The sequence below is a fragment of the Nitrospira sp. KM1 genome, assembly GCF_011405515.1.
GTDB lineage: Bacteria > Nitrospirota > Nitrospiria > Nitrospirales > Nitrospiraceae > Nitrospira_C.
In genome coordinates this window covers 3,537,219-3,549,355 of record NZ_AP022671.1, presented here as the reverse complement: position 1 = coordinate 3,549,355, position 12,137 = coordinate 3,537,219, and the positions used below count along the sequence as shown (strand labels likewise).

General features: G+C 55.0%; 13 protein-coding genes. 4 read left to right on the top strand and 9 right to left on the bottom strand.

All coding sequences use genetic code 11. From position 1 onward, the window contains the following. Nucleotides 1–21: 21 nt before the first annotated feature. A complete protein-coding gene (locus W02_RS16755) occupies nt 22–660 on the bottom strand; it encodes a DnaJ domain-containing protein (RefSeq protein WP_173049739.1) in 639 nt (212 codons plus the stop codon). A gap of 134 nt (nt 661–794) precedes the next feature. Between W02_RS16755 and W02_RS16750 the strand changes: the two genes are divergently transcribed. Further along, nucleotides 795–1,460 carry a hypothetical protein gene (locus W02_RS16750; RefSeq protein WP_173049736.1) on the top strand — a complete coding sequence of 222 codons (666 nt, stop codon included), beginning with the start codon at nt 795–797 and terminating at the stop codon, nt 1,458–1,460. Here W02_RS16750 and W02_RS16745 read toward each other — a convergent pair. Then, nucleotides 1,457–1,999 carry a metal-dependent hydrolase gene (locus W02_RS16745; RefSeq protein WP_173049734.1) on the bottom strand — a complete coding sequence of 181 codons (543 nt, stop codon included), beginning with the start codon at nt 1,997–1,999 and terminating at the stop codon, nt 1,457–1,459. The genes W02_RS16750 and W02_RS16745 overlap by 4 nt on opposite strands. Nucleotides 2,000–2,109: 110 nt before the next feature. On the opposite strand from W02_RS16745, the gene W02_RS16740 reads away from it, so the two are divergent. After that, nucleotides 2,110–2,724 carry a hypothetical protein gene (locus W02_RS16740; protein WP_173049732.1) on the top strand — a complete coding sequence of 205 codons (615 nt, stop codon included), beginning with the start codon at nt 2,110–2,112 and terminating at the stop codon, nt 2,722–2,724. Here the strand turns inward: W02_RS16740 and W02_RS16735 are convergent. After that, nucleotides 2,648–4,018, bottom strand: a complete 1,371-nt coding sequence (locus W02_RS16735) for a CCA tRNA nucleotidyltransferase (RefSeq protein ID WP_173049730.1) — start codon at nt 4,016–4,018, stop codon at nt 2,648–2,650. The two genes, W02_RS16740 and W02_RS16735, sit on opposite strands and share 77 nt — an antisense overlap. Before the next feature lie 287 nt (nt 4,019–4,305). Here W02_RS16735 and W02_RS16730 point away from each other — a divergent pair, with 287 nt between their 5' ends. Continuing rightward, nucleotides 4,306–4,695 carry a hypothetical protein gene (locus W02_RS16730; protein ID WP_173049728.1) on the top strand — a complete coding sequence of 130 codons (390 nt, stop codon included), beginning with the start codon at nt 4,306–4,308 and terminating at the stop codon, nt 4,693–4,695. A gap of 61 nt (nt 4,696–4,756) precedes the next feature. Here the strand turns inward: W02_RS16730 and W02_RS16725 are convergent, their stop codons facing one another. From W02_RS16725 to W02_RS16715, 3 genes are all read right to left on the bottom strand, one after another. Continuing rightward, the gene (locus tag W02_RS16725; RefSeq protein WP_232068576.1) at nt 4,757–5,566 is read right to left on the bottom strand and encodes a DUF3047 domain-containing protein; all 810 of its coding nucleotides are present in this window, start codon (nt 5,564–5,566) and stop codon (nt 4,757–4,759) included. Next, nucleotides 5,544–7,103, bottom strand: coding sequence for a mercuric reductase (locus W02_RS16720; protein WP_173049724.1), 1,560 nt, complete (start codon nt 7,101–7,103; stop codon nt 5,544–5,546). The genes W02_RS16725 and W02_RS16720 overlap by 23 nt, the downstream gene beginning before the upstream one ends. A 228-nt stretch (nt 7,104–7,331) precedes the next feature. Beyond that, nucleotides 7,332–7,865, bottom strand: a complete 534-nt coding sequence (locus W02_RS16715; RefSeq protein ID WP_173049722.1) for an EF-hand domain-containing protein — start codon at nt 7,863–7,865, stop codon at nt 7,332–7,334. 158 nt (nt 7,866–8,023) lie between these two features. On the opposite strand from W02_RS16715, the gene W02_RS16710 reads away from it, so the two are divergent. Beyond that, nucleotides 8,024–8,668, top strand: a complete 645-nt coding sequence (locus W02_RS16710) for a sulfite oxidase-like oxidoreductase (protein WP_173049721.1) — start codon at nt 8,024–8,026, stop codon at nt 8,666–8,668. Nucleotides 8,669–8,728: 60 nt separating this feature from the next. Here the strand turns inward: W02_RS16710 and W02_RS16705 are convergent, their stop codons facing one another. The 3 genes from W02_RS16705 to W02_RS16695 are packed head-to-tail and all read right to left on the bottom strand — an operon-like array spanning nt 8,729 to nt 12,078. Then, nucleotides 8,729–9,064 carry a YdbL family protein gene (locus W02_RS16705; protein WP_173049719.1) on the bottom strand — a complete coding sequence of 112 codons (336 nt, stop codon included), beginning with the start codon at nt 9,062–9,064 and terminating at the stop codon, nt 8,729–8,731. Nucleotides 9,065–9,084: 20 nt separating this feature from the next. Then, the gene (locus W02_RS16700) at nt 9,085–9,294 is read right to left on the bottom strand and encodes a YnbE family lipoprotein (protein ID WP_173049717.1); all 210 of its coding nucleotides are present in this window, start codon (nt 9,292–9,294) and stop codon (nt 9,085–9,087) included. Between the two features lie 12 nt (nt 9,295–9,306). Beyond that, nucleotides 9,307–12,078 (bottom strand): YdbH domain-containing protein, encoded by a 2,772-nt coding sequence (locus tag W02_RS16695; RefSeq protein WP_173049714.1) that lies wholly within the window; start codon nt 12,076–12,078, stop codon nt 9,307–9,309. Nucleotides 12,079–12,137 lie beyond the last annotated feature (59 nt).

Genomic DNA, 12,137 nt, shown 5'->3' with positions numbered 1-12,137 from the left:
TGCTAGATGATGGCTCGTGCGTTACCGCCGCTCATACAGAAGCTCCAACGCGGATGCAAATCCGTGGAGCCGTCCTTCCCGGAACCGTTCACGCAAACGCCCGCGTAGAGCCCCAATGCCGCTTTCGTCGTGCTTGCCAACGACCCCTTGGGTGACCATCATCTGTGTCGCCACGTCCACGAGCCGTTTCAGGCGTCCGTCCATCTCCGCCGTCGTCAATTCCGACATCACCTCCGCCCCCCGTTCCTGAACGACCTCCTCTTTAAACGAATCATACCCTTGCTGGGCCACCGTCCGTTCGCGGATTAAAGCGAGTTCTTCCTTGATTCTCGCGACGTTCCTGATAAGGACGGCAAATAATTCTTTTCGTCCTTCGTCGAACAGCTTCTTCTCCATTTCCTCGAGAATGACGGAGACGTCGACCACATCATCACGAACTTCATCCCCCCAATTCAGACGATCATAGTTTTTTCGAGCGTCCGCATCACCAATGATCTCGTAGGCCGCATTAATTTCCCGGATCTTCGCTTCGGCTTCCTTGCTACCGGGATTGCGGTCGGGATGATATTCGAATACCAGTTTCCGATACGCCTTCTTGATGGCCTCGTCGGTGGCGCCACGTGAAACGCCGAGAACATAATAGTAATCGAGCCGTACCATCAGCCGACTATAGCAAAAGCTCTGAGCCGCTTCACCTGCCCTGAAAAGGCTATACGGGTCTGAGTGACCATGAATGGTTTTTTGTCTCTTGACTTCGATGGTTTTGATGTTAGCTGACAAACATGGATAACAATATGTCCCCTGGATATCTGACCCATGATGAGAGATTGGCTGCTGATGCAGCCTTCGCCGGAAGGCCGTTCAACCCGAAATGGTCCTTACGGGCCAAAGCGGTGTACGATGGTTTATTAAGCGCCCTGCCGCCGCCGGATCTTTCAGATGCGAGCCATGCTGAAGATGCCCCGTCCGGCATACTGCCAGAGGCGGTGACGAACGATCCAACTGAAGCAGAAACAGCTTCCCATACGCCACTGCCAGGTCCTTCACTGGGAGACACGAAACCCGGGGACACTCTGCCTGCCGGCATTTCCTTTAGACGGGCCATTGATAGCGGAGCGCTCATTGATGTCACGCCTGCGGCAAAACAACTTGGGTTTTCGTTTCAGGTCACGGTCACCAAACCTTTATGGGAAGTCGGAATCGCGCCTGTCGAGACACTCAACAAGGAGGAGCAGTCGGCTCGATTACGGGATGTGCTCATGGCATTCCGTTTGCGGCTTGCCTCGCAGCCGACCGTGTCCCCGCTGATTGACTTCCCTGCGCTGCTTGCCATCCCGCCGGGATCAATTCCACAGCCGACGCCGTTGTTCGCACTGATCCAACCGGACGATCAGAACCGGGCCACGGTCACGTTATTGCTACCAACCGAAGTGTCTACCACCATGATTCCATTGAACTAGTCGAGAGATCGCCTCACACGCTTACCCGCCAATCTTTGCCCTGCCAGAAAGACCAGGCAGGGAATCCATACCCATATGACCTCGCTGAGCAGCGCCGCCATCCCTGCAGGCCCTACCGCGCGGCTGGGTTCAAGCGGCGTGACTCTCACCGGATGAATAGGAAAGAAATACCGCGTTGTGTTTAACGGTGCAAAGAGGGCAACCCCCAGTCCACCGTCCGTCATCGCATCGAGCACCGTATGCGATATCGTGGACAGAAATAGAAGCAGCCATACCCTGGAATACTCCGCATCTGTCCACTGAACCAGCCAGTGCGTGACTCCCCAACTGAACACCACGGCAAAGATGATGGAGTGGGTGATTCCTCTATGGCCAAGCCAGTGCTCGTAAGGAATGTTCAGCCAGAACCCCACCACATCGATATCGGGGAATTCGGCACAGAAGACGGCAAGAACCCAATATCTGACCGCCTGTTTCGGAATGTGCATCCCGGCCGCAATGGTCGCAGCCATCACCGCATGGGTAATCGGCGAAGCCATGGCACGCTCCTTCGTCTCATGCGAGCCGGCTGAGGGCCCCTTGATCTATTGAAAGCCGCCTTGTAGGGTGAACCATCTTGCACGATCCAGAAGACGAAAGGGGTGCCGAGATGATCCCTCCTTGGGTGTCGTGTCGCGTACTGTCCAGGTTGGTCGTGCCGGCTATTTGTGCGGTCATCCTGTCCACGATGTCCTGCTCCAAGCTGGTCTATCAACCGGCAGCCGTCGTACCTACTAAGTCCCCTCTTCCATATTCTGCCAAGATCAAATTGACGCAGGTAGAAGCATATCTGGTAGAACCTGGCTCCACTATGATTGCCGATCCCAATATCGACAACCATGTGACTCGGATTACCGATACCGTCGCCCCAGGGCAAAAGGACTGGGAGAAATCGGTGTCAGACTATCTCGCCGCCCGCCAGACCTTTAGCTACCTCTCCTTGGATAGCCAAACCGACCTGGACTTGGTCATGCGCCTCAATATCTACATCGATCCAGGGCTCTCGTTTCAGTTCAACCATGTGTACCTCGCCCGTGTGGAAACAGCGCTCGTCAGTCCGCAGACCGGTCAACCGTTGACCTATTTGGGCTTGGGTAAGTCGTCTGGAGACGTCTCGCGCGGTGGGAAGTCTGACGACCGCGAGCCGATCAACCATGCTGTCCAGTCCGCGTTGAACGACTTGTTTGGAAAACTGGAGCGCGATCCGCGACTGCGCCTCTACTGATCGTACGATTGACCAGCCGTCGTGCCAGTTCCAGCTCCGCCGGCCGGTTGGCGATACGGCCGTCGATCTTCGCATCCCGTATCTGCCTGAGTATGATCCTGAAGCGCGGACCAGCCGGCAATCCAAGCCGCTTCAAATCATCGCCCGTAATACTCGTCGTCACATCCCTGTCTCGTTGCAGAAACCGGGACAGTCTCGCGATGACGAGACGCCTCACCACGCTTCCCGGCCTGTGCGCCAAGGCTCCTGCGAGTAGTCCCGCAATGCATTCGTCTGGAGCTTTTTCCAGCAAATGATAAACCTGAGAAGGCCGCAGGTCACTCTTCGAAGACACTGACCGCATGATTCGATCACGTGCAGATCCGGACCATTCCAGGATATCGGATTGAGCCAAAGGCAGTTGCAGCCGCCGTATGACGGATTTCACCACCGATGTGTGCATACCTGTGAGCACGGCCGCGAGATACGCCATCGGTTGATCGATTGGTCGATTTGGAAATCGTTTTCGCCACCACTGTAGCGCCTTGTTCAGATTCCGGACTATTCGACGCGCCTCTTGACCGTAGGACAATCCACGGGAGAGAAAGCGCATCAGGTGAAGCCGGTCCAATGTTTCAATGGATTTCTCAGGGCTCGCGTCTCCGAGAAGTAAGAGGATTTCTCGGCACAAACGGGGTCCCGACAACCGCTGTACCATGTTGGTCGCGGCAGCACGGTTAAGCAGTGTTGCAGACCTGCGCTCGAGTCTGAACCCGAATCGTCGCGTAAATCTGATCGCTCGGAAAATCCTGGTTGGGTCGTCGATAAAGCTTCCCGCATGCAAGACGCGAATGATTCCGCTCCTTAAATCTTTCCGTCCACCGAACGGATCATACAGGTCTCCAAATGTGACGGCATTCAACGATATCGCCATGGCATTGATTGTAAAATCCCGGCGATAGAGATCATCATCCAGCGATCCTGCTGAGACGTTGGGCAATGCGGCTGGACTTCTATACGACTCTCGCCGAGCAGTGGTGATATCCACTTTCTTGCCGTCGGGGAAAACGATTCTCGCCGTCTGGAATCGTTCAAACAGTACGACACTTCCTCCATAACGATGCACGATGGCTTTGGCGAAGGCGATGCCGTCTTCATCCGCCGTCAGATCCAAATCCCAGGTTTTTCTCTTCAACAATAAGTCTCGGACGACACCTCCGACCAGGCTCAGCGATATGCCGCGGTCATCGGCTACCTCGCCAAGCCGCTTCAGGAGCGCGCGCTCCGCTTGTGGCAGTTTTCTTATCAAAGTCATGACCGTTTCTCTATTGTTCCCTCGAAACTTTATTCCCGTCACTTCGTTCGTGTGGCAACGACTGCAACATCGAAGACAGATGTCTGCTAATTCGGCTGCAGTCGGCCATATTTGGACAGACCCTGCCGTTTTTTATCACTAGTCAACTTCAACTTTGCAGACCTTGCCCCCTCGGCGCTGTAACCAACTGAAATGTCGTATGCATGTGGCCGATGCCTCTTCGGCACATGCTTTGCTGTGGCACCTTGCGTTGTGTCCACCACCAGCATGTTCAAGGAGGTTTTCCCATGAGCAAGGCAAAAATGATGTTCTCGATGATCGCCGCAATCGTGGCGACAGGAGCTCTGACGGCTGATCCGGGCATGGCAAAGAACAATAAGAAATCTGCGTCGCACTCTTCGGCTGCCTCAGCCGCGTCTTCAATGGGGTCCGTGCCTCAGGCTCAGGAGGCCCCCAAGAACGGCCATCACGACGAAAAGCCAGGTCCAGCCTGGAAAACCGTCGGGGGCACCATCAAGAAAATCGATGGGACCGCCTATATGGTAGAAGATTACGAAGGGAATCAAGTGAAGCTGTACACGGGTCAGGGCACAAAGTATATGCGAGGGCAGAAAAAAGTCGGCGACACTGTCCGCGCGGAGATCACCAGAGGCAACTTCGCAAATTCTATCCAGTAATCAACGCCTAGGTTCCATCTCACCCGCCTATAGGAGGCCGATCCCAAGCGGGTCGGCCTCTTCAGTTTGCGCTGTCTGCTGATGATTTCTTTGCCTTGGCAAATGAAATGTCGCCGTAATACGCAGTGGCCTCTTCCCTCGTGTTATCGGTATCCGTCATGATGGCAACCCCATTGATCTTGGGGGGATCTCCGCCGAACGCGAGTTGATAATCCTCTAAAACGTTTCGCTCTTCTTCCACCCACTTTCCTGTTTTCAGAGAACCACTCTCGACGACGATCATTTTGGCGAAATCCGTGTATGCATTGTCCACCATAGTGCCCACTGTGCTCTTTGTGTCCCAAATGTAGTTCAAAGCGGCAATGGGTATATCGCCAAAGATGACTTTGCCTGCCTTATACTTGAGTTTTCGCGCCAAACCGACTTTATCGGGATCGTACTCGAACGTCACATAGAGCCTGGCGGGATAATCGTCGCCTTCCTTCAGGTGGACATCACTGTTCCCGAGAACATGATCGATTTTCCATCGCCAGCGCATGAATGGATACTCTTTGGGATCAACTGAAACGGAGTTGATCAGGCCCGATGCCGAGGCATGACTCGTGGCCTTCACGACCGCTATTCCTCCATCCACCACCACCTCATAGGCTGTATGTTGGGGGATTTTTTTGAACGTCAGGGGTTTCCAGCCGTCCGGCAGAGCAAGGCCGGCGGAAGCGGTCGAAAAGCGTCCCGCTTCGATGACGGAAATCTGCTCGGCCGACCTCGCCTCTCCGAACAGTACCCCCGCACAAATGACGAGCGCAGCAACCTGGGACTTTGCCCCCAGACAGTTGTTGTACAATTTCTCAATCCCTTCTTGCCCAGGCAAACCACCTTTTGAGAACGCGCTTCTGGCCATCGGTAAAGTGCGCCTTTCTCCAGAGATTCACGACTTTCTTATTTATTTCGGCCTGCGTGGGGTACGGGTGAATTGTGCCTGCGATCGTCTTGGCGCCGATCCCTGCTTTCATCAGAACCGAATATTCACTGATGAGATCGCCGGCATGATCTGCGACTATGGTGGCACCCAGTATTTTGTCCGAACCCTTTCGCAGATGTATTCTCGCGAATCCCTCCTCCTGTCCATCGAGAATCGCTCTATCAACCTCATCAAGTTTATAGGTGTACGTTTCCACTTCGATACCTTTGGCCTTCGCATCCCGCTCATACATACCGACGTGAGCGATCTCTGGAGTGGTATAGGTGCACCAGGGCATGATGAGCGATTCCACGCTGGCATATCCGAGGCTGAACGGATGGGGAAACAAAGCGTTCTGAATCACGACCTGCGCCGTGGCATCGGCCGCATGAGTAAATTTATAGCGTGAACAGACGTCTCCAGCTGCAAATATCCTCGGATTTGCGGTCTGAAGTCGTTCATTCACTCGGACCCCGTTCTTGTCCAATTCGACCCCGACACGATCTAATCCAATGTCTTCTATGTTTGGCGTTCGTCCGATGCCAATCAAAATATCGTCAACAGTCAGTCTGTACTCTTGGCCGTGGGATTTGAGAGTGAGGAGCCTCTCATGCCCCGCTCTGGCGACGGCAACGTCCTTGCTGCAACACAGCAATTTGACGCCGTCTCGGGCCATGTGCCGCTCGACGATATCCGCAGCATCACGATCTTCCTGCTGCAGAATCCCGTGCAAGGCCTCTATCAGAAATACCTCGCTGCCAAAACGTGCAAAGGCTTGCGAGAGTTCGCAGCCGATTGGGCCGGCACCGATAATGGCGAGCCGTCTCGGTCTTTCCTTCAAAGAAAATACCGTTTCATTCGTCAGATATCCGGTCTCCTGCAGACCGGGAATCGAAGGCACCGATGGCCGAGTACCGGTGCAGAGTGCTGCTTTCGAAAACTTCAACGTGCGATGGCCGGCGTGCCCATCGACCACAATCGTTTCATTGTCCATGAAACGCCCTCGGCCGATATAAAGATCGACTCCCAGCCCCGTATAACGCCGCGCAGCGTCGTTCGCGCTGATGCGCGCACGGAGTCTTCTCATGCGAGTCATGACCGCATTAAAATCAAATTTTACGCCTTCCGGAATGTGGATGCCGAATTCCTGTGCTTGCCGGAGATCTGCCCAGGCCCTTGCCGATCGGATAAGGCTCTTTGACGGGACACACCCAACGTTGAGACAGTCCCCGCCCATCAAGTGACGTTCAATGAGCGCCACCTTGGCTCCCAGACCCGCGGCAACCACCGAGACAATCAACCCCGCGGTTCCGGCTCCGATGACGACGATGTTGTACCGCTCCTGCGGTATAGGATTGTTCCAGTCAGGCGGATGCACGTTGGCCTGTAGGATTTGATTGAACTCGTCGAGAGGATACAGAGGGCTGGGATCAGCGCTTAGCGGCATACCGGATCAGTAAACCTGACGGCATCCTGGCACAGGCTCTGTGCATTCTCGGGATTCAGAAGCGATCCCCCAGGGTCGAGATCGAATCACTCTCTTGTTACGGCTTGCCAGATCCATCCTATCATGGGGACTCCGCATAGCACTGTCAATGCCGGAGGCACCAAGAAGTCGCGGATCATGATGCATGGGAAGAATTGGAGCTAGGACCGGAGGAAATCGACGGCACTCTTATCTTCTGGTTTCAAGATCGCGGTCTATGTCCAGGCGGCTCACTGCACGTTCCATCGAATCGATGCGGCCGTCACGATTGCGATCGAGTTCCTGAAAATAATCATACGAGAGATCTGCAGCGCGGGGATGAGGGAAGCCGGCCCTTTGTGAGCGGGGACGCGGGTCGTAATGCTGGCGATCTGCCAACAAGCCATAGTAGGCATCATGCGTATTCGGTTGACTCACGGCCTTGCCGTGCCCTTTGCCGATAGACTTTTTAGACCTCATCGATGAACGCGCCTTCTTTACGGGACGGGCCGGTGATTTTGGAATGGCGAGTGCTCCGGTGGCGATGTGCTGCGGGGCGGTCACTGACAGCTTGGGCATTCGAGCAGAGGATGCAGGGCTTTCCGGCCTCACTGGCGGCTGCGATGCCGATGGTCGGTCACGTGGAGAAAGTGCCTGCGCAGACTTTTCGCCGTAGGCCGAAGCCTGCACTCCCCAGGAGGACGATACTGCCAAACACGTCAAGAAGACTGTTGCGGATGACATATGGATTAGTCCCATACTTCCTCCCAGTCCTGTAAGTGTAGCAGGTTATTGACCTATCGCCGAATCGATCGTTGATTTGTCCCCTTCCGACCCGGCAAACTAATGCTGGGACAGTTGGAAACCCGTTGTTACACGACTCTGTACCAGGAGACGATCTCATGAATGAAGACTCCCGTCTGACGAGAACGAAGGAGCAATGGGCGAAAGCACGCCGGGGCGGTGAAGAACGAGAGGTATTTGAGCAGGGAGACGAACGGCTGCCTCCAGGGCAACACCTGGTGGAGACATTCCCCGTTCTCGATCTGGGATTCAAACCGGAGATCTCTCGGCATGAGTGGAGGTTGACGATCGGCGGCTTCGTCGCGAATCCGGTGACGTGGACGTGGGAACAGTTCCTGGCCCAACCTCAATTCCAAGACCGATCCGATTTTCATTGCGTCACATCATGGAGCCGTTTCGACAATGACTGGGAAGGTGTGAGTTTCAAGCACATCCTGTCAGTGGTACAACCTGTATCGATGGCCAAGTTCGTCCTGTTCAAGTCTTACGACGACTACACAACCAACCTTCCGCTGGAGGCTTGCGACGACACTGACGTCCTTCTTACTCATCAATGGAACGGCAAACCGTTGACACGGGACCATGGCGGGCCCGTCCGTGTCATCGTGCCGAAACGGTATGCATGGAAGGGGGCGAAATGGGTGAAAGAGATTACGTTCTCGGACAAAGACGAAAAAGGGTTTTGGGAAGTCAGAGGCTACTCCAATACAGCCTTCCCCTGGCTGAACGATCGCTACGCGTGAATTATCACGGTTGTTCGTTTTGTTCATCTCGGCGGATGAGGTGTCAGACCTCGGTGTTCGCTACTTCTTGATCCAGCCCTCCGGGCCTTCAATGAAATGACCGGGTTTGGTGTTATGAATCGCTTTTTCGCCAGCCAAGGTTTCCACGGAACTCATCGGAGTGCGATTTCTCTTAGCAATGTCTTCATAGGCCTGATGTCTTTTTCGGTTGACCGCTTCGGCAAGCGCCTGGACATCCGATCCAGAGGATTTCACGACTCCCAAATATCCGTCCATCTTCTCCCCTACCAACCCTTTGTCCTTCGCTTCATCGAGAGACATGCCATAGATAGCCGACACGAACCAGAGTGAAGTGGTAAGAACTCCCGTCACAAGCTTCGTGATTGACAATTTCATGCACCCTCCTGGTGGACGGATCAAAAGAGTCCGCCATCGCTTGACAAGACTTGATCGAGCTCCTTATCGACTTTCACACGAATCTCATGATCGATTTTGACGTTCAGATTGATCGTAATCGGCTTGTCGGGTGCCGCCACCTCCACTCGCGGCGTACAAGCCGAGCACAGCAGAATGGCTGCCACAATTGAATATGGAATCGCCCGGGACAGCATCCAACGTCTTCTCATTACCGTTCTCCTCTACGGTCTCTCAACGTTCGCACCGACCGAGTCTTCGATGTCTCTGGCGATCCTCAGACTCTTGATCAGTGCAGGGATATGCTCCTGAACCGTCAAGTTGAAGTGAACGGGAGGAGCGATCTTCAGATCCGGATTGCGCCCTTCGAGACGTGCCTTGATATTCAAATTCTTGTCCCGCGTGTACTCGGCGCCGACCTGCAAGACATTATAGTGAAAATTGCTCAGGGCCTGAAGGACCAACTTCATGGCTGGATTCGCCTGCGCGACCGTCTTCCCGCCATCGGGCGGCTCATATCGGATCACTCCACCGGGCGGGCGCGCTTCGAATTCGGCTTCCCTCGCTGTCACCGAGCCAGAATTGACCGTCACAGGCACGGTCCCGTCGATGAACCCACTTCCGTGCAAACCTCGCTGTTGCTCCAGCCCGAGAATTTGCTGCAAGTCGAGCTGCCTGGCGAGAAATGTCACGGTATGAGGTGGGTGGTTCAGGTCTGCCCGAACACCTTGACTGGTGAGGGTACCTCCCAGCAGGCCAACTTTGACATCGCGAATCTCGATCACTGGAAGTGGAGCGGGGCTCATCCACTCAGCTTGCACCGTCATGGAAAGACCGGTCATCTCAATACCGGGATTGATCGACGTCACAGTCACCTGCGCTGGCCGCAAGGTCGAGAGGCTGTCGAACCCCTTGGCGGCCATGGACACGGTGGTCTCCGCGCCGTGAAAGAGCACCTCCTGAAACCTGCCGGAAAGACCCTGCAGCACGATCTCCGCTCTCCCGCCCTGGAACTGAATCAGATGGGATGGGCCTTCCTTCCAATCCGCGTCGAATCGGACGAATAGTTTCCCTCCGGTCAGGCTCACCGGATAAGAAGAGAAAAAGGGCATCGTTCGAATCAGAACGGCTTCATGGTCAAACGACACCGGCCCCAGTTCTCCGCGCAACGCCCCACGGCCAATGCTCAATCCGTATTGCGCATGAACGGTAAGCGGCACAGGGATGTTATGCGCCTGGACTTGAAATTCAGCCTTCATGATGCCCGGGTCCGCCGAGAAATGCACGGTCCAATCCGTGACCGGTACACGAGCCTTATCCAGAAAGGTGACGGACGACATGGCCACGGATCCGGTCACGCTCCAGGAAAGGCGAGAACCACCCGCCGACTTCAGATCCAGCCTGACCGGTTGGGAGGATAGCCTGAGGTGATCCGCTCGGATTTCACCTAAACGGATTGTCACTGCCGACGAGCCGATGTCCCATTCTTTCGATTGCACGTCGAAGGCGATCGGCATCGAGCGCTGAAGGAATACCCTCAGATGATCGACCTCTGCACGTGGATGCCGAATGCCATCAATCGTGATCGAGGTAGGCTTTTCAATTGACGCACGAATGCGAGACCGATCGATGGTGAAAGACCCCAACACTTTCATGTTCGCTGCTCTGGCATGCGTTGCCTCCAACAATGCCTTGGGCAAACGGCCGCTAAGATTGAATGTGCCGCTGGAAGTCTCGATCGTCTTGCCGATCCCAGCGATATCTGCCACGACAACCTGACCAGACCAATCGAACGGCCGGCTCCCATGAGAAATCGTAATGGGGCCTCGGATAAGGAAATGAGCAGGCGACGATACCCATGACAGCTCCCCTGTCATTCCTTGTCTACATTCAATACGAAGGGCATGGACTCCGGTAGGCAGGTATTGTTGGATCTGCCGGAGAAACGGAACGTATTGGACATCCACTGTCGCCGCGCCGAGCTTTCCTGCATCGATGGCCCATAGGAGTCGTGTCGAATTGCCGGAAAACCTTCCTGTCATTGTGAGGGCCAGGTTCTTGCCGACCCCCTTGATCTCTGGAAGGTGGATATCGGACTGCATCATCCCCTGAATACGAGTGTCAGGATGCCGCCAGATGGAGGTGACTGAGACAAGCGACGAGGCCGTACCGGACCACGAGGCGCGAATCTTTCCAGACACTTGACGGAGTTCAGGGCCAATCGGTAAAGCGACATCAATGAAGGGCGCCAGCTGATCGACATCGATTTCGATCTGTCCTTTAAGTTGCGTCTCCGTGCCTCTGGGAACAGCCTCTGAGCGCCAATAGACGATGGGAGTCTTAGTCTGATCCCCACGGTCAAGCCGGATGGACATGACCTGCGTGGTAAGATCCGTCACTCGCAGCAGATACGATTGCGTGCCGCTGCCTCGGACGGAGAATTGGGCAAACACGCCTTCGGAATGCTGTTGAACTGTGCCCTCGATGGTGAGTTCTCGGAGCGGTCCGGTCGCCTGTTCGCGAAGCACCGTCATATGGTCCATTTGCAGCGTCACGAACGGCAACGTGGGAATCCCTTCCACCAAGTCGTTCACCGTCACAATATTTGTCGACGCCGAGGCATCGGCGGGTGCCTGGCCGACCCTCGTAGCAGGGATGTCCCTTCGTGATGCCGACGTGAGCGCGACAGCAGCGTCCGGAAGGACAACCCGATCAAACTGTCCGCTCAACAGGCTGGACACACTCCACTCGAGACTACAATTTTTTGCATGAATCGAATATTGTTCGTCATTCAGGGCTTTTGCGAACCGTATCTCGAATATCCGCACACTCCTCAGTCCGGGGTAACCGATATGCACCGTCACATCCCTATAGCCGCGGTACAGAAGCCATTGCGTGAGAGAGAATGCCGTCACGAACGGAAATGACAGCCATAATAGGGTCATACCGAGGATGAAGCAGAGAAGGAGAACTGGGGGACGGAAACGCCGTGTCATACGCCGTGATGTGTTTCTCGACTAACGGCGGCACGAAGTCAAGTCCTGTCACTCAGCCA

Bases quoted from the DNA above. Each gene is read 5' to 3' on its own strand.
- W02_RS16755 (WP_173049739.1), bottom strand. From the start codon at position 660: ATGGTACGGCTCGATTACTATTATGTTCTCGGCGTTTCACGTGGCGCC.
- W02_RS16750 (WP_173049736.1), top strand. From the start codon at position 795: ATGTCCCCTGGATATCTGACCCATGATGAGAGATTGGCTGCTGATGCA.
- W02_RS16745 (WP_173049734.1), bottom strand. From the start codon at position 1,999: ATGGCTTCGCCGATTACCCATGCGGTGATGGCTGCGACCATTGCGGCC.
- W02_RS16740 (WP_173049732.1), top strand. From the start codon at position 2,110: ATGATCCCTCCTTGGGTGTCGTGTCGCGTACTGTCCAGGTTGGTCGTG.
- W02_RS16735 (WP_173049730.1), bottom strand. From the start codon at position 4,018: ATGACTTTGATAAGAAAACTGCCACAAGCGGAGCGCGCGCTCCTGAAG.
- W02_RS16730 (WP_173049728.1), top strand. From the start codon at position 4,306: ATGAGCAAGGCAAAAATGATGTTCTCGATGATCGCCGCAATCGTGGCG.
- W02_RS16720 (WP_173049724.1), bottom strand. From the start codon at position 7,103: ATGCCGCTAAGCGCTGATCCCAGCCCTCTGTATCCTCTCGACGAGTTC.
- W02_RS16715 (WP_173049722.1), bottom strand. From the start codon at position 7,865: ATGTCATCCGCAACAGTCTTCTTGACGTGTTTGGCAGTATCGTCCTCC.
- W02_RS16710 (WP_173049721.1), top strand. From the start codon at position 8,024: ATGAATGAAGACTCCCGTCTGACGAGAACGAAGGAGCAATGGGCGAAA.
- W02_RS16705 (WP_173049719.1), bottom strand. From the start codon at position 9,064: ATGAAATTGTCAATCACGAAGCTTGTGACGGGAGTTCTTACCACTTCA.
- W02_RS16700 (WP_173049717.1), bottom strand. From the start codon at position 9,294: ATGAGAAGACGTTGGATGCTGTCCCGGGCGATTCCATATTCAATTGTG.
- W02_RS16695 (WP_173049714.1), bottom strand. From the start codon at position 12,078: ATGACACGGCGTTTCCGTCCCCCAGTTCTCCTTCTCTGCTTCATCCTC.